This is a genomic window from Gluconobacter roseus, assembly GCF_046058915.1.
In the GTDB taxonomy this organism is placed as follows: Bacteria; Pseudomonadota; Alphaproteobacteria; order Acetobacterales; family Acetobacteraceae; genus Gluconobacter; species Gluconobacter roseus_A.
In genome coordinates, this window is sequence record NZ_CP175538.1 from 124,081 (window position 1) to 143,968 (window position 19,888).

Annotated in this window: 17 protein-coding genes and 2 tRNA genes; 15 read left to right on the top strand and 4 right to left on the bottom strand. The window is 60.4% G+C overall.

Annotated elements, in window-relative coordinates; all coding sequences use genetic code 11:
- Positions 1-9: 9 nt before the first annotated feature.
- On the top strand, positions 10-366 hold the full coding sequence (locus ACJ2A4_RS00635) for an iron-sulfur cluster assembly accessory protein (RefSeq protein WP_062510147.1): 357 nt from the start codon (positions 10-12) through the stop codon (positions 364-366).
- On the opposite strand, the gene ACJ2A4_RS00640 is transcribed toward ACJ2A4_RS00635, so the two are convergent.
- The 4 genes from ACJ2A4_RS00640 to ACJ2A4_RS00655 form a co-directional block, all read right to left on the bottom strand.
- Positions 311-1,636: a class I SAM-dependent RNA methyltransferase gene (locus ACJ2A4_RS00640; RefSeq protein WP_408873198.1), complete on the bottom strand. Its 1,326-nt coding sequence runs from the start codon at positions 1,634-1,636 to the stop codon at positions 311-313. The genes ACJ2A4_RS00635 and ACJ2A4_RS00640 overlap by 56 nt on opposite strands.
- A complete protein-coding gene (locus tag ACJ2A4_RS00645) occupies positions 1,629-1,823 on the bottom strand; it encodes a hypothetical protein (protein ID WP_408873199.1) in 195 nt (64 codons plus the stop codon). Before ACJ2A4_RS00645 ends, ACJ2A4_RS00640 begins: the two co-directional genes overlap by 8 nt.
- Positions 1,824-1,834: 11 nt before the next feature.
- Entirely contained in the window at positions 1,835-3,970 is a 2,136-nt protein-coding gene (locus ACJ2A4_RS00650) for a DEAD/DEAH box helicase (RefSeq protein WP_408873200.1), read from the bottom strand.
- 156 nt (positions 3,971-4,126) lie between these two features.
- Positions 4,127-4,579 carry a hypothetical protein gene (locus tag ACJ2A4_RS00655; protein ID WP_408873201.1) on the bottom strand — a complete coding sequence of 151 codons (453 nt, stop codon included), beginning with the start codon at positions 4,577-4,579 and terminating at the stop codon, positions 4,127-4,129.
- A 191-nt stretch (positions 4,580-4,770) separates the two neighbouring features.
- Here ACJ2A4_RS00655 and ACJ2A4_RS00660 point away from each other — a divergent pair, with 191 nt between their 5' ends.
- The 14 genes from ACJ2A4_RS00660 to ACJ2A4_RS00725 all read left to right on the top strand — a co-directional run bounded on the left by ACJ2A4_RS00660 (position 4,771) and on the right by ACJ2A4_RS00725 (position 19,867).
- Positions 4,771-6,240, top strand: a complete 1,470-nt coding sequence (locus tag ACJ2A4_RS00660) for an NAD(P)H-hydrate dehydratase (protein WP_408873202.1) — start codon at positions 4,771-4,773, stop codon at positions 6,238-6,240.
- A 68-nt stretch (positions 6,241-6,308) separates the two neighbouring features.
- Positions 6,309-6,393: transfer RNA gene (locus ACJ2A4_RS00665), tRNA-Leu, on the top strand.
- 59 nt (positions 6,394-6,452) lie between these two features.
- Positions 6,453-7,784, top strand: coding sequence for a trigger factor (gene tig / locus ACJ2A4_RS00670; protein WP_408873203.1), 1,332 nt, complete (start codon positions 6,453-6,455; stop codon positions 7,782-7,784).
- A 134-nt stretch (positions 7,785-7,918) separates the two neighbouring features.
- Positions 7,919-8,566, top strand: a complete 648-nt coding sequence (locus ACJ2A4_RS00675; protein WP_408873204.1) for an ATP-dependent Clp protease proteolytic subunit — start codon at positions 7,919-7,921, stop codon at positions 8,564-8,566.
- Positions 8,567-8,762: 196 nt separating this feature from the next.
- Positions 8,763-10,028: an ATP-dependent Clp protease ATP-binding subunit ClpX gene (clpX, locus tag ACJ2A4_RS00680; RefSeq protein ID WP_194258823.1), complete on the top strand. Its 1,266-nt coding sequence runs from the start codon at positions 8,763-8,765 to the stop codon at positions 10,026-10,028.
- Positions 10,029-10,181: 153 nt separating this feature from the next.
- The gene (lon, locus tag ACJ2A4_RS00685; protein ID WP_408873205.1) at positions 10,182-12,746 is read left to right on the top strand and encodes an endopeptidase La; all 2,565 of its coding nucleotides are present in this window, start codon (positions 10,182-10,184) and stop codon (positions 12,744-12,746) included.
- A gap of 141 nt (positions 12,747-12,887) precedes the next feature.
- Positions 12,888-13,172 (top strand): HU family DNA-binding protein, encoded by a 285-nt coding sequence (locus tag ACJ2A4_RS00690; RefSeq protein ID WP_408873206.1) that lies wholly within the window; start codon positions 12,888-12,890, stop codon positions 13,170-13,172.
- A gap of 75 nt (positions 13,173-13,247) precedes the next feature.
- A tRNA-Val gene (locus ACJ2A4_RS00695) sits at positions 13,248-13,322 on the top strand.
- 19 nt (positions 13,323-13,341) lie between these two features.
- On the top strand, positions 13,342-14,073 hold the full coding sequence (locus ACJ2A4_RS00700; protein WP_408873207.1) for a biotin--[acetyl-CoA-carboxylase] ligase: 732 nt from the start codon (positions 13,342-13,344) through the stop codon (positions 14,071-14,073).
- A 16-nt stretch (positions 14,074-14,089) separates the two neighbouring features.
- The gene (locus tag ACJ2A4_RS00705) at positions 14,090-14,902 is read left to right on the top strand and encodes a type III pantothenate kinase (protein WP_408873208.1); all 813 of its coding nucleotides are present in this window, start codon (positions 14,090-14,092) and stop codon (positions 14,900-14,902) included.
- A 40-nt stretch (positions 14,903-14,942) separates the two neighbouring features.
- The gene (locus tag ACJ2A4_RS00710; protein ID WP_408873209.1) at positions 14,943-16,601 is read left to right on the top strand and encodes a ribonuclease J; all 1,659 of its coding nucleotides are present in this window, start codon (positions 14,943-14,945) and stop codon (positions 16,599-16,601) included.
- Positions 16,602-16,612: 11 nt separating this feature from the next.
- On the top strand, positions 16,613-17,929 hold the full coding sequence (gene proS / locus ACJ2A4_RS00715; RefSeq protein ID WP_408873210.1) for a proline--tRNA ligase: 1,317 nt from the start codon (positions 16,613-16,615) through the stop codon (positions 17,927-17,929).
- Positions 17,929-19,179 carry a lipoprotein-releasing ABC transporter permease subunit gene (locus ACJ2A4_RS00720; protein ID WP_408873211.1) on the top strand — a complete coding sequence of 417 codons (1,251 nt, stop codon included), beginning with the start codon at positions 17,929-17,931 and terminating at the stop codon, positions 19,177-19,179. The genes proS and ACJ2A4_RS00720 overlap by 1 nt, the downstream gene beginning before the upstream one ends.
- Positions 19,172-19,867, top strand: coding sequence for an ABC transporter ATP-binding protein (locus ACJ2A4_RS00725; RefSeq protein ID WP_408873212.1), 696 nt, complete (start codon positions 19,172-19,174; stop codon positions 19,865-19,867). The genes ACJ2A4_RS00720 and ACJ2A4_RS00725 overlap by 8 nt, the downstream gene beginning before the upstream one ends.
- The last annotated feature ends 21 nt before the right edge of the window (positions 19,868-19,888 follow it).

Sequence of the window (19,888 nt, forward strand, 5' to 3'; positions counted from 1 at the left end):
AAAACCTTCATGTCCGACGTCGCAACGCGCCGCCCGCTGCCCGCCCTCATGACCCTGTCCGATCAGGCAGCCAAGCGCCTGAAAGCTCTTTACGCCGGCTCACATCAGGGCCAGCTTCTGCGCATCAGCGTGGGAACGCGCGGGTGCTCGGGACTGTCTTATGAAATGAACTTCGTGACAGCCCCGCAGCCGACGGATGAACGGGTCGAGGATCAGGACGTGACCTTGCTGGTGGATCGCAAGGCCACCCTGTTCCTGACCGGGACTGTCATGGATTACGAGGTCAAGGACCTCGAATCCGGTTTCACGTTCAGGAATCCGAACGAGAAAGGTCGCTGCGGCTGCGGCGAGAGTTTTCACGTCTGATCCGCTTCACGTCCCGTGACAACACGACCACGGCTTCGACTTCCGTGGACCACAGGAACTGGTCCACGATCGTCAGGCCGATGACCGAAAAGCCTGCGTTCCACAGAGCCTTGCCGTCTTTTTCAAGCGCGGCTGGATTGCAGCTCACATAAACGATGTCTGGCACGGCCGATTTGGCCAAAGGCATCGTCTGCGCGCCTGCGCCCGCATAAGGCGGATCAAGAACCACGGCGCGCGTCGATTTCAGATCATGCGGCAGAAGCGGCTGACGCCCCAGGTCCCGATGAAATCCATCAACGCGGCGTCCGCCGGAGGCAGCCTTCAGGCAGTTCGCGGCCGCCAGGTTGCCTTCATAGGCCATAACCCGGCCTTTTTCGGACATTGGGAACGTCAGCGTCCCGCATCCGGCAAACAGTTCGACCGTTACGTCCTTTTTGTTGAGCGACGGCAGCCCGTCCACAACAGCGGTGACAATGGCCTTTTCGGCATCTGCCGTCGCCTGAAGAAAGGCGGAAGGAGGCGGGGAGACGATCACGCCCCCAAAATCTTCCCGGACGGCACCAGACTGGGCAACCGTTTCGATGCCCAGATCCTTCGGATCCTGCCAGGAAATCCGCGATAGGTTATGCTCGCGGGCAAATGCTGCCAGCTTGAGGCGGTCGGCACTCGTCAGGGGTGCCGGAGTTTGAAGCGTCAGGTCAGGCCCGCTGTCGAGCAGGTTGACCATCAGGCTTCCACGCCCCGTCAGAGCGCCAAGACTTCCCAGAACCTCACGCAGAGGCTGTAGAAGTGCGAAAAGATCGGGATGCAGGACGTGACATTCCGTCATGTCCACCGGATCACCATTCCGGCGATGCAGTCCGATCACCACACCGCCTGGCACGCGCTGGACTGCAAAATCCATACGCCGCCGCGTCAGCGGCTTCGTCTGGTACAGCGTAGCAGGCGGAAGATCCGTAAATCCGGCCGCCGTTAGGGCACGCATGACGCGCTGCGCCTTCCAGTCCAGCAGAGCCGGAAGGGAAAGATGCTGCAATGCACAGCCTCCGCATTCGCCAAACAGGCTGCACGGAGGCGTCACACGCTCAGGGGAAGGGCGAACGATTTCAATCAGTTCAGGATGGTCGGGAACAAGGCGGGCCCGAACGTCTTCACCGGGCAATGCACCGGGAATGAAAACGCTCTGACCATCAACATGCGCAACGCCGTCGCCTGCTGCACCCAGTCCTTCAATCCGGAGTTCTGCAACTCCGGTCAGGGTCTCATTCATTACCGTAATGGCGCCCATCATGCTGAACAGGAGCGGCAGGATCAGTGCTGGCGGAAACCGTCACTTTCCTGCGGCGTGGAACCAGCATGAACGCAGGCGTGTCACCGCCAAAGCCGGTTTTCGGTCCATCGTTTTCAAAGGCGGGAGCCAGTTCGACCGAACGGTGACTGACAGGCGCCTCGACCACGGCAACCGAAGCTACCTGAACGGTCTCGTGCTCCTCGCGATCCCCACGGTTGCGCTTGCGGCCACCACGGCGACGCTTGCGCCCCCGCTGCTCTCCGTCTTCCGCCACCTCCTGTGAGGCAGGGGGGCGGCTTCTGTCGGGCGACGCTCGCCTTCTTCCGGAGCCCAGTCCACGGTTGTGATGCCTTCGAGGGCCGGACGTGCGATGACCTTGCCTGTCAGGGCTTCAATGGCTTCAAGCAGCTTGCGATCGCGGGGCGTGGCCAGACTGAAGGCATGACCTTCCTTGCCCGCGCGGCCGGTGCGTCCGATGCGATGGACGTAGTCCTCGGCGTTGAACGGCAGATCGTAATTAAAGACATGCGACAGGCCGCCGATGTCAATTCCGCGTGCTGCGACGTCCGAGCATACGAGGAATTTGAGTTCCCCGGATCGGAAACGCTCCAGCGTCGAGAAGCGAAGCGACTGGGCCAGATCACCGTGAAGATGGCCGGCCTCGATTCCGTGCTTCGTCAGGTACTGCTGGATCATGTCCACATCGCGCTTGCGATTGCAGAATATGATCGCGCTCTGGACGTTTTCGCGACGCAGCAGCTTTTTGAGCGTGCGACGCTTCTCGTCTTCCGGCACGATGACCAGCGCTTCTTCAATCGTCGTTGCCACAGAGGACTGACGGGAGACCGTGATTTCAACCGGATGCCTGAGGAAGGCATCAGCCAGACGACGAATTTCCGGCGCCATAGTGGCGGAGAAGAACAGCGTCTGACGATGTGCGGGGAGGAGACCCACGATCTTTTCGATATCCGGAATGAAGCCCATGTCCAGCATGCGGTCGGCTTCATCGATCACGAGCGTGCTGGTCTGCGTCAGAAGCAGGCCGCCGCGTCCGAACAGATCGAGAAGGCGACCCGGAGTTGCAATCAGGACATCCACGCCGCGGTTCAGCACGTCGCGCTGCTCGGCCATGCTTTCGCCACCGATCAGCAGCGCATGCGTCAGGCGCAGATATTTGCCATAGAGCTTGAAGTTCTCGGCAACCTGCAGCGCCAGTTCGCGCGTCGGTTCCAGGATCAGCGAGCGCGGCATCCGGGCGCGGGCGCGGGAGCCGGCCAGCTTCTGGAGCATTGGCAGCGTGAAGGATGCCGTCTTGCCGGTTCCGGTCTGGGCGACACCCAAAACGTCATGGCCCTTCAGGACTTCAGGAATGGCCTGGGCCTGAATGGGAGTGGGGTGTTCGTAACCCAGCTCCTCGATGGCGCGCATGATTGGCTCGCCCAGCCCAAGATCGGCAAAACGCGGCTTGTCGGAAGCGCCTTCAGCTTCAACAACAGCCACGGCTTCGACCACGGCTGGCGTCTCAACCGTCTCTTCGACGATTGCGACGGGCTCTTCCACAACCGGTTTGGCGCGGCGACGACGTGGCGGAGCCTTTTCGCTTTTGGCCGGCTCGGCCTGAACGACAGGCGTTTCTTCCGCGACAGGGGCAGCAGGTTCTTCGACCGGAGCAGCCGCCTTGCGACGGGGCGAGCGTGCTTTCTTCTCTACCGGTGCTTCCACAGGAGTTGCAGCAGCAGCAGCGGCGACATCCACCTTGCGGGGACGACCACGCCGACGCGGCGCCACAGGGGCCTCGGCAACCTCGTCGGTCACCGTTTCTGCGACAGGCTGCTCTTCCACAACGGGCGTCTTGCGGGGGCGGCCACGGCGTTTGGGAGTAGCGGTCTCCGTAACCTCAGCCACGTCCTCTACCGCCTTCGTGGCACGGCGACGACGGGGAGCCGGGGTCGCCGGAGCGGCATCTTCGGTCACTTCCGGTGCTGCCGCAGCCTTCCGGCGACGTCCGACGGTCTTTGCAACGGGAGCTGCGTCTTCAGCAGCAGGCTCGACCGCAGGCGATGCCGTCTTGCGCGGACGACGTGTGGTGGCCTTCGCTGCCCCTGCTTCTTCTGCGACCGGTGCGGCGGTCTTCGAGCGACGCGTACGTGGAGCCTTGGCGACCGGAGTTTCATCGGCCGCAGGCGTCTCGCCTGTCTCTGCAATATTCGGGGAAGTTTCGGCTGCAGCGGTCCGCGAAGCAGAAGTGCGTCCGCGTTTGGAGGGGGCAGTCGTACGGGGCTTGGAAGGACCGGAGGTCGTTTTCGCGCTCAAATGACTCTCGAGACTCTCGTTGACGGTGCACACCCGGACAGGCGTGGGCCGGAGTTGAGGGCGGGATAATTACCCGCAGCTATAACTGGTGCGTTATCGGTAAATGGCAGGAATGGCAAGCGATACGGCCCGAAAAGCGCCGTATCGCATACGATTTCAGATGCCGCGTGCCATTGCTGCGACAAGAATGGTCAGCACACCCAGCCCTGCCATCATGGCCGTCCGGCTGCGCAGGGTGTCGAACAGGGCAGGCTGGGGACGCATGGCGCGCCGTGCACGACGGAACGGGCCCTGAACGGTCAGGATGAAGATCACCGCCATGACCAGGCCAAGAAGCTGCATCGCATTGACGGTCCAGGGCACGGCCGCAAAACCGCCTTCATGGAAAATCAGGGCCCAGCCGCTCAGCAGCGAGAACGGTACGACCTGATAGAGCCCACGGAAAAACCGCGTATAGCCCTGAAGCAGGACGGAGTTCCGTGGCCCCGGATCAAGCAGCCCGACGGTGGAGCGGACGACGAGAGTCGAATAAACCGACCCGCCGACCCAGTAAGTCATGCACAGCACATGAATTGCGAGCACGAGGCTCCAGATGATCGATCCTGTCATTGATCCTCGTCATGGTTGAAAATTGGAAAAAAGGGGAAAAACATTCCCGAAGCATTTCCCTGAATACCCGACGCGGCCCCATGAGCGCCAGAGGGAACGCGTCAGGCACATCGCGGCTGGCCATCACGATAAAGCAACGCAGAAGCCGGTCATGCTTTCTGTCATGAGACACAGCAGGAGAACGCCCCGTCATGTCCAGTCATCCCTTCGTATTGCTGCTCCCCGAGGAAAGCGACCGCATGGATCGCGCAGCCGCGGCTATTCTCCCGTCCACGCGGCTTATGGAAAATGCCGGATGGGCCGTCGCACGCGTCATCCGCAACCGCTTTTCACCCTGCCGCGTGACAGTCGCGTGTGGTCCGGGGAACAATGGCGGAGACGGCTATGTCGTTGCCTGCAATCTGGCGCGCTGGGGTTGGTCGGTCCGTGTGGCTGCTCTTGCCAGCCCGAAACCCGGTACGCCCGCCGCCGCAATGGCCGCCTGCTGGACAGGCCCGACGGTGCCATTTACCGCAGAAGAGTTGGCCAGCGCCGATCTGGTGGTGGATGCGGTATTTGGTTCCGGACTGAAGCGGCCCGTCAGCGACGATGTCGCATCGGTTCTGGCTGCGGCCCGCCAGGTTGTCGCAATCGACATGCCAAGCGGTGTTGCGGGTGCTTCGGGGGAAATTCTCGGCAAGGCGCGCGACTGCGTTCTGACGGTTACGTTCGTCCGCCCGCGCCCCGGTCATGTCCTGCAACCCGGCTCCGATCTGTGTGGCGAAGTGATCTGCGCCGATATCGGCATGCCTGAGCAGGCCTGGGAAGGTATTACGCCTGTCGTGCAGCATAACCAGCCTGGTCTGTGGACCCCGCCTGTCTCTGGCGATGGTGACTACAAATACCGCCGTGGCGTTGTCAGTTTGTGCGGGGGTGCCGAAATGCCCGGAGCAACCCGTCTCTCGGCGCGTGGTGCCCGTCGCAGCGGGGCAGGGCTCGTCCGGATTTCCGCAGGTGAGGGGGCTCCGGCCTATCAACTCGGCGATCCCGGCCTGATCGTGGACGATGCGCCGCTGTCCAAACTCCTTGAAGATGCCCGCCGCAAGGTCTGGATCTGTGGCCCGGGCCTTACCGAGGACGAAGTTGCAGACACGCTTCCGCAGCTTCTGAAAGCCGGGCGCACTGTCCTTGCGGATGCCGGTGCCCTGTCATGGGGTGCGCAGGATCTGTCCCGCCTAAAAGGTGTCGCAGCCATCACGCCTCATATCGGAGAGTTCCGCAAACTCTTCGGTCCGGTCGAAGGCAGCCGGCTGGATGCTGCGCTTGCGGCCGCAAAACGCATCAATGCGGTTGTGGTCATGAAAGGGCCGGACACGATTATTGCAGCGCCGGATGGCCGTCTGGCCATTAATACCCATGCCTCTTCGGCGCTCGCGACCGCAGGCTCCGGTGACACCCTCACGGGCGTGATCGGGACGTTGCTTGCTGCGGGAATGGATGTCTGGGAAGGCTGCTGTGCGGGCGTCTGGCTGCATGGAGAAGCCGGGATCCAGGCCGGAAAGGCCCATGGCGGATGGCCTGTGGCCGAGGATCTGGACCTGCCTCTGGGGCCTGCGCGTGCGGCTGCCACGCGTCTTGCACATGAGGCTTTGAACAAAAAGCCGGACGCATCCCTGTTGTGAAGTGGCGTTTCATGCGCTAAAGGCCGCGCTTCCGAGGTTCGGTAACACGAACCTGGAAGCCGAGCGCTGCGGGCGTGGTGAAATTGGTAGACACGCCAGATTTAGGTTCTGGTGGCGCAAGTCGTGGGGGTTCAAGTCCCTCCGCCCGCACCAACCCGGCTTCCCGAGAAAGAGATTTGACCAACCTACCGACCGAGAGGATCGCCTGGCTCATGCAGGTTACGCCCACGCTCAACGAAGGACTTAAGCGCGCCTTCACCGTCGTTGTCCCGTCTGCTGACCTGCAGGCCCGCCGCGATGCGCAACTCGCTGAAGTCGCTAAGACGATCAAGCTTCCGGGCTTCCGTCCTGGCAAGGTGCCGGCCTCCCTCGTCAAGCAGCGCTATGGCGCGTCCGTGAATGCGGAACTGCTTGAAGAAGCCGTCAATGACGCCACGGCCAAGCTGTTCGAAGAGCAGAAGATCCGTCCGGCCATGCAGCCGAAGGTCGATGTGGTCTCCGCTATCGAAGACGGCAAGGATCTCGAATTCAAGGTTGAGACTGAAGTTCTCCCGGAAATCGAAGTTCCTGACCTGTCCGGCCTGAAGCTGACGCGCCTTGGCGCCAAGGTCAGCGAAGAGACCGTCGACAAGGCCCTGAACGACGTGGCCCGTCGCAGCCGCAAGTTCGAGACGATCGAGGAAGACCGTCCGGCCGCCAAGGGCGATGTCCTGTGCGTCGATTTCGTGGGCAAGCTGGACGGCACGCCGTTCGACGGTGGCACGGCTGATGACGTGAACGTCGAAATCGGTGGCGAAGGCTTCATCCCCGGCTTCGCCGAGCAGATGGAAGGCATGAAGGCTGGCGAAGAGCGCGTCATCAACGTGACGTTCCCGGCCGACTACCAGGCTGCCGAACTGGCCGGCAAGGCCGTGACCTTCGACGTCAAGGCAAAGTCCCTGAAGAAGGCTGTTGATCCGGCTATCGACGACGAACTGGCCAAGACGATTGGCTTCGAGAACCTCGAGCAGATCCGCAAGATCATCACCGAGCAGGCTGAGGGTGAATACCAGCAGCTGTCGCGTCTGCGCATCAAGCGCGACCTTCTGGACGCCCTGTCCGAGAAGACGGACTTCGAAGCTCCGTCCAGCATGGTTGATGCCGAGTTCAACCAGATCTGGGCCCGCGTCGAAGAAGACCGCAAGGCTGGTCGTCTGGACGAGGAAGACGCCGGCAAGGACGAAGAGACCCTCAAGGCTGACTACCGTCGTATTGCAGAGCGTCGCGTAAAGCTTGGTCTGCTGCTGGCTGAAATCGGCCGCAAGCAGGAAATCCAGGTCTCCCGCGAGGAGCTTCTTGGTGCGATGCAGCAGGAAGCCCAGCGTTACCCGGGTCAGGAACAGATGGTTTTCGAGTTCTTCTCCAAGAACCCGCAGGCTGTCGAAGGGCTCCGTGGCCCGATCCTGGAAAACAAGGTCGTCGATTATCTGATCGAGCTGGCCGATGTCACCGACAAGGAAGTGACGCCGGAAGAACTGGCCGAAATTCCGCCCGCCGAACTCTGATCTTTCGGCGCGGGAACCAGCGGGCACTCTTCGGGGTGCCCGTTTTTTCCTGCCTGCTCCCTTTGACGGAACGCCATGTCGGGTCCATGTTAGGGAACAGAAGAAAGCCCATCGGGCATTGAGGAACAGACAGCATGACCATTCGGGATCGTGATCCCCTCGAGGTGTTTAGCAACTCTCTGGTGCCGATGGTGGTCGAGCAGACTGCCCGCGGAGAGCGCTCTTTCGACATCTTTTCGCGTCTCCTTCAGGAGCGCATCATTTTCCTGACCGGACCCGTCTATGATCAGGTCTCGTCCCTGATCTGCGCACAGCTTCTCTATCTGGAGAGCGTGAATCCCACCAAGGAAATCTCGTTCTACATCAACAGCCCGGGCGGTGTCGTTTCCGCCGGTCTCGCGATCTATGACACCATGCAGTACATCCGCTGCCCCGTCAGCACCGTCTGCATCGGTCAGGCCGCGTCTATGGGATCCCTGCTGCTGGCAGGCGGCGAGAAGGGCCACCGTTATGCTCTTCCGAATGCCCGCGTAATGGTTCACCAGCCTTCCGGCGGTGCGCAGGGTCAGGCTTCGGACATCGAGATCCAGGCCCGTGAAATCCTGATCATCCGTCAGCGCCTGAATGAGATCTATCGCGAACATACCGGGCAGACGCTGGAGCAGATCGAGCAGAAGCTCGAGCGTGACAGCTATCTTTCGGCCAATGAAGCCTGCGAGTTCGGCCTGATCGACAAGGTCGTCGAACGCAATCCGCATGAGACCACGCCCGACCCGAGTTGAGACGTCTCTGAGGCAGGGGGAGTGAGGCGCTCCCCTTGGAATGGAAAAGCGGCATCCCGATATGCCGCTTTTCGTGTCTTGGGGCGTTCTGGCTCCGGGGTTGCCGAAGGCTTTGACCTCGGCCTACAGTTAAAGTTCTTTCGCATGTCTGCTGCGTGAATGTGGTCAGGTCGTGCGCAAGGGAAAGGGAACAGCGATGAGCAACAAATCCGGCGATTCCAAAAACACCCTGTATTGCTCGTTCTGTGGGAAGTCCCAGCACGAAGTCCGCAAACTGATCGCTGGCCCCACGGTCTTCATCTGCGATGAATGTGTCGAGCTCTGCATGGATATCATCCGTGAAGAGCACAAGACCCATCTCGTGAAGTCCCGTGACGGCGTGCCGACTCCCAAGGAAATCTGCAAGGTCCTTGACGATTACGTGATCGGTCAGTTCGAGGCCAAGCGCGCGCTCTCCGTGGCGGTTCACAACCACTACAAGCGTCTCGCCCATGCCGCCAAGAGCAATGACATCGAGATCGCGAAGTCCAACATCCTGCTGATTGGTCCGACGGGTTCGGGCAAGACGCTGCTCGCCCAGACGCTGGCCCGCATCCTGGATGTCCCGTTCACGATGGCCGATGCCACAACCCTGACCGAAGCCGGCTATGTCGGTGAGGATGTGGAAAACATCATCCTCAAGCTGCTTCAGTCGGCTGACTACAATGTCGACCGGGCCCAGCGCGGCATTGTCTATATCGACGAGATCGACAAGATTTCCCGCAAGTCCGACAACCCGTCCATCACGCGTGACGTCTCGGGTGAGGGCGTGCAGCAGGCCCTGCTGAAGCTCATGGAAGGTACAGTCGCCTCCGTGCCGCCGCAGGGCGGCCGCAAGCATCCACAGCAGGAGTTCCTGCAGGTTGACACGACCAACATGCTCTTCATCTGCGGTGGCGCCTTTGCCGGACTGGACAAGATTATTTCGGCTCGTGGCAAAGGCTCTGGCATTGGTTTCGGTGCAGATGTCCGTTCGGATGACGAGCGTCGTCTCGGTGCGATCCTCCAGAGCGTTGAGCCGGAAGATCTGCTGAAATTCGGTCTTATCCCCGAGTTCATCGGACGTCTGCCTGTCATCGCGGCTCTGAACGATCTGGATGAGGCCGCTCTGATCCAGATCCTCAGCAAGCCCAAGAACGCGCTGGTCAAGCAGTATGGTCGTCTGTTCGAAATGGAAGGCGTCAAGCTGACCTTCACGGAAGATGCCCTTGCGGCCATCGCCAAGCGTGCCATCGAACGCAAGACCGGTGCCCGTGGTCTACGCTCGATCATGGAAAATATCCTGCTGGGAACGATGTTCGATCTGCCAGGACTTGAAGGTGTCGAGGAAGTCGTCATCAACAAGGACGTGGCCGAAAACAAGGCGCAGCCGGTCTATGTTTACGGGAAGGGAAAAACCGAACCCGCGGAACAGTCTGCTTGAAAAAGGGGGCTGGCTCTTGCGCCGGACCCGTCGGGTTTCGACATAACTGACTGAGGTTGTCCGAATTCATGCCGTTCAAGCATGAAAGAGATGCGGTGCCGGCGCTGCAAGGCAGGCCGGTATCGCAAGATCGTCCCTCTGGAGATCAAGTGAATGACTGACGATACCAAGCCGAAAACCCGTCGCCGTACCAAGAAGATGGATGAGGTAACCGCTTCCGAAAAAACTGCGGCTGCCCCGAAGAAAGTGACCCGCAAGCCGCGTGCCTCAGCGCGCAAGGCAGAGACAGAAGCTGCTGCGCCGGTGGTGCAGGAGCCTGTGCGTCATGACGTCATGGCGGTTCTGCCGCTTCGGAACATTGTCGTCTTTCCGCACATGATCGTCCCGCTGTTTGTCGGGCGCGAGAAGTCGGTAAAGGCGCTGGAAACCGTAACCCGCGAGAGCAAGCAGATTCTGCTTGTGGCGCAGAAGGACGTTTCTCTGGATGACCCTTCTGTCGATGATATCTACCGCTACGGGACGGTTTCGACGATCCTGCAGCTGCTGAAGCTGCCCGACGGGACCGTAAAGGTTCTGGTTGAAGGAACGCGGCGTGTACACATTACGCGTCTGTTCGACGTGGACGGGCATTTCGAAGCAGAAATCGAGGAAATTCCCGAGGAAGCCGTTAATGCGGCACCCGGAAGCGAGATCGAGGCCCTGAGCCGTTCTACGGTTTCCCAGTTTGAGCAGTACATCAAGCTTAACAAGAAGATCCCGCCAGAAGTAATGGTCTCGATCAACCAGATCGAGGACATTTCCAAACTGGCCGATACGATCGCAAGCCATCTGAACCTTAAGATTTCCGAAAAGCAGGAAATTCTCGAGACAGCTTCGGCTGCGCGTCGTCTTGAGCAGGTTTTTGCTCATATCGAGACGGAAATCGGCGTCCTTCAGGTCGAAAAGCGCATCCGTAACCGCGTGAAGCGGCAGATGGAGAAGACCCAGCGCGAGTACTATCTGAACGAACAGCTTAAGGCGATCCAGAAGGAACTCGGCGAAGGCGAAGACGGCAAAGACGAGAACTCCGAGCTTGAAGAGAAGATCAACAAGACCCGTCTGAGCCGTGAGGCCAAGGAAAAGGCTCATGCCGAGCTGAAGAAGCTGCGTGGCATGAGCCCGATGTCGGCCGAGAGCACGGTTGTGCGCAACTATCTCGACTGGCTGCTGGGGATCCCCTGGAAGAAGCGCTCCAAGATCACGCGTGAATTCCAGCATGCCGAAGACGTTCTCGAAGCCGAGCATTACGGTCTGGAGAAGGTCAAGGAGCGGATCCTCGAATATCTGGCGGTGCAAACGCGCTCGCAGAAGCTGAAGGGGCCGATCCTGTGCCTCGTTGGACCTCCGGGCGTCGGTAAAACGTCACTGGCGCGGTCCATCGCCAAGGCGACGGGACGGAACTACATCCGTATGTCGCTGGGTGGTGTGCGCGATGAATCCGAGATCCGTGGCCATCGCCGGACCTATATCGGCTCCATGCCGGGTAAGATCATTCAGGGCATGAAGAAGGCGCGGACGTCCAACCCGCTGTTCCTGCTCGACGAGATCGACAAGCTGGGTGCCGACTGGCGGGGCGATCCGTCTTCTGCGCTGCTCGAAGTGCTGGATCCGGAGCAGAACTCCACCTTCGCGGATCATTATCTGGAAGTGGATTATGATCTGTCGGATGTGATGTTTGTCACGACGGCTAATAGCCTGAACATGCCCCAGCCGCTGCTGGATCGTATGGAGATCATCAACCTGTCCGGCTACACAGAAGACGAGAAGGTGCAGATCGCGCGCCGTCATCTTCTGGGCAAGCAGGCCGAGGCTCATAATCTCAAGCTGAATGAGTGGACGGTGACTGATGACACGATCCGCGAACTGATCCGCTCCTACACCCGCGAAGCGGGCGTGCGTAACCTTGAGCGCGAACTGGCGAAGCTGGCACGTAAAGCCGTCAAGGAGATCATCACGACGGGCGTCAAGCACGTCGAGATCACGCCTAAGAACCTTGAGAAATACGCAGGCGTCCGTCGTTTCCGTCATGGTGAAACCGAGACGGAAGACATGGTCGGCGTGGTGACGGGGCTTGCCTGGACGTCGGTTGGTGGTGAAATTCTGACGATTGAGAGCGTAATGGTTCCGGGCAAGGGGCAGGTCAAGCAGACCGGCAAGCTCGGCGAAGTCATGCAGGAGAGCATTTCGGCCGCGCTGTCCTATGTCCGCTCGCGGGCACAGGACTTCGGGATCCGTCCGCCGCTGTTCGAGAAGCGGGATATCCATATCCATCTTCCCGAAGGTGCAACTCCGAAAGATGGTCCGTCGGCCGGTATCGCGCTTGCAACATCCCTGGTCAGCATCATGACGCAGATCCCCATCCGCAAGGATGTGGCCATGACGGGTGAGATCACCCTGCGTGGTCGTGTCCTGGAGATCGGGGGGCTGAAGGAGAAGCTGCTGGCGGCAGTGCGGGCAGGCATCAAGACGGTGCTGATCCCCAAGGACAACGAGAAGGATCTTGCTGAAGTACCGGACAATGTCCGTCATGCGCTCAAGATCATTCCCGTGAGCCATGTGGATGAGGTCCTGAAGATTGCTCTGACACGTGCGCCAGAGCCCATCGAGTGGGACGAAAATGTCGATCCTATGGGTGGAATTGCAGTGGATAAACCTGCTCCACAGGCACTTCCGCACTGACACGGACACGCTTCTGCAATTCTAGCAGTTGACGCGGGCAAAATCCGCTTCATAGTGCGGCCGCAGATCGAACAAGGCGCCTGAGCCAGAAGGGACTCACCAGAGCCCGGCTCAGGCGCTCTAACACCAGAAAGGCACATCATGGAGAAGCCCCTCAACAAGCAGGAACTGATCGCCGCCGTTGCAGACGCTGCCGATCTTCCGAAGGCCAAGGCCAGCGAAGTTGTCGATGCGGTGTTCAGCACGATCGAGGCAACGCTTGCCAAGAAGCAGGAAGTCCGTCTCGTCGGTTTCGGAAGCTTCGTGACTGCAACGCGTAAGGCCGCCAAGGGCCGCAACCCGCGCACGGGCGAAGAGATCAACATTCCGGCTTCCACCTCTGTCCGCTTCAAGCCGGGCAAGGGTCTGAAGGACGCCGTGAGCTGAAAAAGCTCACAAAACGGTTTCGGGTGGCTTTACCGCTATCCGGAACCGTGTATATAGACCGCATACACAGTCTGAGGGCGATTAGCTCAGCGGTAGAGCGTCTCGTTTACACCGAGAGGGTCGGCGGTTCAATCCCGTCATCGCCCACCATAAAGAATACTATGCAGCCATGAGCTGGCGTTTCGAATATCATGAAACGCTCGGGTCCACTTCCGATCTGTGCAAAGCCAGAGCCGAAGCAGGGGAACCCGATCATCTGGCCATTCAGGCCTTTTCCCAGACATCAGGGCGCGGTACCCGTGGAAGAACCTGGACTGATCCGGGCGGCAATCTTGCGATCTCGCTGCTTTTTCGTCCAGCCGATCCGACAGCCTTCATCGCAGCCCTGCCTTTTGTTATGGCCGTCTCCCTCTTCGAGACGGCGACCCATTTCTGCCCGACGGCAACAGGCCCATCTCCTCTTATGGTGAAATGGCCGAACGATCTTCTGCTGGATGGCCGGAAGATGGCAGGCGTATTGATCGAGACGGGCGGCCCGCAGCATAGCCCATGGGTTGTCGTTGGAATCGGCGCCAATCTGCGACAGGCCCCGGAAATCCCGGGACGTCGTCTCGCCGCGCTTTCCGAAAAAACCGATGCCCCCTCTGCAGAGGCTTTCGGAAAGGCCCTTGTGGCGCAGATCGATCGATGGAATGCCGTTCAGGAGCGGGAAGGATTTGCACCTGTCAGGGCTGCCTGGCTGGCACGGGCGCATCCGGTCGGGTCTCCGCTTGCGGTTCAGGGATGTGAAACCTATATTACAGGTTCGTTTTCAGGGCTTGATGCACAGGGACGCCTGCTGCTTGCCCTGCCCAACGGTGAGACCATTCCGGTTGTAACCGGCGATATCCTGCTGGACTGAAGGACCGGACCGCAACGTGCTTCTCGTCATAGATGCCGGAAACACCAACATCGTGTTCGCTGTACACGATGGAGAGTCGTGGCTGGGGCAGTGGCGTATCTCGACGAATGAAGCACGGACGGCGGATGAATATGCGGCCTGGCTTCTGACACTCTTTGACCGCTTGGGGCTGGATGCGACGGCCATCACCCGGGCCATTATAGGCACAGTCGTCCCTGTGGCGCTGTATGAACTGCGTCGTTTTTGCCGTGAGTGGCTGGACGTCGTGCCTCTTGTCGCCAATGCAAGGCTGGACTGGGGTATTGATGTTCTGGTCGATAATCCGAATGAGCTTGGGGCTGACCGGCGCCTGAATGGTCTGGCGGGTCGTGAACTTTACGGGGCCCCACTGATCGTTGTTGATTTCGGTACCGCGACAACTTTCGATGTTGTGAACAGTGCCGGGCAGTTCAGTGGTGGCGCCATCGCTCCAGGTGTGAACCTGTCGATTGATGCGCTGCACCGTGCCGCCGCGCGCCTGCCTCGCATGAGCATTGGCCGTCCCACCACGGCGATTGGACGTAATACGAGCGTGGCAATGCGTTCAGGACTGTTCTGGGGGTATGTCGGGCTCGTCGAAGGACTGATCCGCCGTATTTCCGATGAAATGGATGCAAAGCCCACCGTGATTGCCACAGGCGGTCTGGCCCCGCTGTTCTCTGAAGGAACGCCGCTTTTTGATGTGCTGGCGCCTGATCTGACACTGGATGGCCTGCGTCTTCTGGCGGACCGCAATACGGGACCGCCGCTTTCCTATTCCCCCGAACGCTCACAGGGCATCGGGCAATGAATATCACTCTGATTATATGTCATAACTGCAAGGAACCATCATGACAGAAAAACCGGACGGTCTGTCTTTCCTGCCTTTGGGCGGGACGGGCGAGATCGGCATGAATTTCAATCTCTACTGCCTGACGAAGAACGGTCACGATACCTGGCTTGCCATCGACTGCGGCATCGGCTTCTCGGGCAATGATACGCCTGAAGCCGAAGTGCTGATGCCGGATCCGACTTTCATCGCAGATCGTGCGCGGGACCTGTGCGGTCTGGTGATCACGCATGCGCATGAAGATCATCTGGGTGCGGTGGCGCATCTGTGGCCGTATCTGCGCTGTCCGGTCTACGCCACGCCGTTTGCGGCTGCGGTTCTGCGTCGCAAGCTCCAGGAAGCGCATCTGAACAACCAAGTGAAGATCCACGTGATCCGCCCGGGCTCGCGCTTTGACGTAGGGCCGTTCGATCTGCAGTTCGTGTCCGTGACGCATTCCGTCGCCGAGGCACAGGCTGTGGCTCTGCGGACGCCGCATGGTCTGATCGTCCATACGGGCGACTGGAAGCTGGACGAAAACCCGCTGGTCGGTCCGGTGACGGATCTGGAGACGTTCGGCAAACTGGGCGACGAGGGCGTGCTCGCCATGGTTGGCGACAGCACGAACGTGCTCAAGCCGGGCAAGTCCGAGTCCGAAGCCGATGTGCGTACGGGTCTGACGGAACTGATCGCAGGACTGGAAGGCCGGATTGCCGTGACATGCTTTGCCAGTAATGTGGCGCGCATCGAGAGCATCGCGAAGGCGGCCCAGGCTTCCGGTCGTGTGGTCATGATCGTCGGGCGTTCGCTGCGTAATCTTGAGACGGCGGCACGTGAGTGCGGCTATTTCCAAGATCTGCCGCCCTTCCTGACCGAGCAGGATGCCCGGGATGTCGAAGACGACAACCTGCTGATGATCATCACCGGCAGTCAGGGTGAGCCGCGTTCGGCCCTGTCGCGCATTGCGTCCGACACGCATCCGAACATCGCCCTCGGTGAGGGAGATACGGTGATCTACAGCTCGCGGATGATCCCGGGCAACGAGCAGGCCGTCATGGCCGTGCAGGACAATCTGTCGCGTCGCGGCGTGACGGTTCTGACGGACAAGGATGCGAAGGTCCACACCTCCGGTCATGCGACCAGCGAGGACATTCGTACGCTGTATCGGATCGTCCGTCCGAAATACAGCATCCCGACCCATGGTGAGTGGCGTCATCTGACAGCCCATGCCGCGCTGGCGCATGAGATGGGTGCCGAGCCGATCCTGCTGGAAGATGGCGATATCCTAAACCTGTCTCCGGGTGAGGTGAAGGTCGTAGATACGGCGCCGACGGGCCGTCTGGCTCTGGATGGTGGTCGTCTGCTGCCGATGACGGGCGGTGTTCTGGCGGCCCGTCGCAAGATGCTGTTCAACGGTATCGTACTGGCGAGCTTTGCCGTCGATGACGAAGGCTATGTCATCGGCGATCCGAAGATCAGCGCGCCGGGTCTGCTGGAATTGGATGATCCGGAAAGCGTGCGGATTCAGGAAGAATTCGCCGATGCCATCGATCAGATCCCCGACGAACTGCGTCAGGACGATGCGGCGTTCCGGGATGCGGCCAAGACGGCTCTGCGCCGTGCTCTGGGGCGCAAGCTCCAGAAGCGTCCACTCGTTGATGTCCACCTGCTGCGCGTCTGAGAGAAATACACATGCGTTTGACGAAAGCCTTCCAGCCGACGCTGAAGGAAGTTCCGGCCGAGGCGCAGATTGCGTCTCACCGTCTGATGCTGCGGGCTGGCCTTGTGCGCCAGACCGCTTCGGGCATCTATGCCTGGCTGCCGGCCGGCCTGCGGGTTCTGCGCAATATCGAGCAGATCATCCGTGAAGAGCAGGACGCCATCGGGGCGCAGGAAGTCCTGATGCCGACGCTGCAGTCGGCCGAACTGTGGCGCCGGTCAGGCCGCTATGACGCTTATGGTCCGGAGATGCTCCGGATCCAGGACCGTCATGGCCGTGATCTGCTGTATGGGCCGACGAACGAGGAAATGATCACGGATATCTTCGGATCGTCCGTGAAGTCCTACAAGGAACTGCCCAAGGCGCTCTATCATATCCAGTGGAAGTTCCGTGACGAGGTTCGTCCCCGTTTCGGTGTGATGCGTGGACGTGAGTTCCTGATGAAGGACGCTTACTCCTTCGACGCGTCTTATGACGGGGCCGTTGCCAGCTATCGCCGGATGATGCTGTCCTATCTGCGCATCTTCCAGCGTCTGGGCGTGCGGGCCGTGCCGATGATCGCCGATACCGGCCCGATCGGCGGCGATCTGAGCCACGAGTTTCTGGTGCTGGCGCCCACGGGTGAAAGCGCCGTGTTCTTCGATGCAGCGCTTGAGGAACAGGACTGGCTGAGCCGTCCGGTGGATTGTGACGATGCCGAGAGTCTGGCCACGTTCTTCTCGACCGTGACCGACCATTATGCGGCAACGGATGAGAAGCACGACGAGGCCGAATGGGCCAAGGTTCCGGCCGAGCGCAAGCGCGAAGGTCGCGGCATCGAAGTTGGCCACATCTTCTATTTCGGAACGAAATATACCGCGTCCATGGGAATCGAAGTCAGCGGTCCGGACGGTGCGCCGTTCCATCCGCACATGGGCTCTTATGGTGTGGGTGTGTCGCGTCTCGTCGGTGCGATCATCGAAGCGTCGCATGACGATGCGGGCATCATCTGGCCGGCTTCCGTGGCACCTTACCGCGCTGCGATCCTGAACCTGCGTCAGGGTGATGAGGCATGCGATGCGATCTGTGACCGTATCTACGGCACCGATCCCGAGAACATGCTGTATGACGACCGCTCCGAGCGGGCCGGCGTGAAGTTCAACGATGCGGATCTGATGGGACATCCCTGGCAGATCATCGTCGGACCGCGTGGCGCCAAGGAAGGCAAGGTCGAGCTCAAGCAGCGCGCCACGGGCGAGCGGTTCGAGCTGTCGGTCGAGGACGCTCTGGCGAAAATCGGAGCAGCCTGATGTTCGGCCGCTTTGAGCGCATGGTGGCGGGGCGGTATCTCCGCGCCCGCCGTGGCGAACGTTTCGCCTCGATCATTGCCATCTTTTCCCTGATCGGGATTGCGCTTGGAGTGGCGACGCTCATCATCGTCATGTCGGTGATGAACGGGTTCAAAGTCGATCTGATGGGGCGCATTCTCGGGCTGCACGGTGATCTGACCGTGTACGGCTATGGGCGTCCCATCGAGGCTTACGAAAATGATGTTGCAGCAATCCGGCAGGTTCCGGGCGTAAAATCCGTCATCCCCATGGCGCAGGGCACTGTGCTGGTTGAGGCGGGACGTTTCTCGTCGGGTGCGGAAATGCAGGGCGTGTCCCAGCAGTCGCTCCGGGATTGGACAGCGCTGAGCAGCGGGATCATCGCGGGAAGTCTGAACGACTTTACCGGCGACAATGCGGTTGCGATCGGCACGACGATGGCGGACCGGGCCGGACTAACGATCGGATCTCCGATCACGCTGCTGTCTCCTGACGGGCAGGCGACGCCGTTCGGGACAATGCCGCGGGTGAAGACCTACCATGTGGCCGTCATTTTCGACGCCAACTGGAATGACTACAATTCCAGCATCGTCCTGATGCCGCTGCCTGCCGCGCAGAAGTTCCTGATGCTGGGTTCGTCCGCCGTTTCGCTCATTCAGGTCTCGACGGCTGATCCCTCGAACGTGCAGCCGACGCGCAAGGCCATTGCCGCACGTCTGGAAGACCCGCGCCTACGCGTTCTGGACTGGACGCAGAGCGCGAACGGCTTTCTGGACGCCGTGACGGTCGAGCAGAACGTGATGTTCCTGATCCTGACTCTGATCATCCTTGTGGCGGCGTTCAATGTCATTTCGTCGCTCATCATGATGGTCAAGGACAAGACGCGGGATATCGCCGTGCTACGGACACTTGGTGCAAGCCGGGGCGCAATCATGCGGATTTTCCTCATGTGCGGTGCGTCTGTCGGAATTGTCGGGACTGTAGCGGGCTCGGCGCTGGGCATTGCATTTGCGTTGAACATTGAACGGATCCGTCAGTGGCTCCAGTCGCTCACGGGGACGAACCTGTTTAATCCGGAAGTCTATTTTCTGGAGCGCCTGCCAGCGAAGCTTGTGTGGTCGCAGGTCTGGGAAGTGATCGGGATGTCGCTGATCCTGTCGCTGCTGGCGACGCTGTATCCGTCCTGGCGGGCGGCGAGAACCGATCCGATCGAGGCGCTGCGTCATGAATGAAGTTTCAACGGGTGCGAGTGCCTTGCGTCTTGAAGGTCTGACACGTCGTTTCCGGTCGGGTGAAGAAACGCTCGAAATCCTGAGCGGAGCGGAATTCGAGCTCCGCTCCGGTGAGATTGTGGCGCTGGTGGCGCCGAGCGGAACCGGGAAATCCACGCTTCTGCATCTGGCAGGTCTGCTGGAAGCACCTTCAGAGGGGACGGTCTTTGTGGCAGATCGTCCGGCCAGTGGCTTGAACGATACCGCCCGGACGGCAATTCGGCGCGATCAGATCGGGTTCGTGTACCAGTTCCATCATCTGCTGGGCGAGTTCACAGCGTGTGAGAACGTCATGCTGCCGCAGTTGATCGCAGGTGTATCACCGCGCAAGGCGCGGGAGCGGGCAAGGGATCTGCTGGGCCGCTTCGGGCTGTCGCATCGTCTTGATTCGCTGCCAGGGCGCCTGTCGGGTGGCGAGCAGCAGCGGACGGCAATTGCGCGTGCGCTGGCCAACCAGCCAAAGTTGCTTCTGGCAGACGAACCCACCGGCAATCTGGATATCGGCACCGCCGATCATGTGTTTGGCGAGCTTCTGCGTGTGGTGCGGGAAGAGGGCGCGGCAGCGCTGATTGCAACGCATAATGATGAACTGGCCTCCCGTATGGACCGGACCGTGACGCTGCGGGATGGAAAGCTCGTTCCGTTCTGAAGCATGATGTGGAGCAGGGGA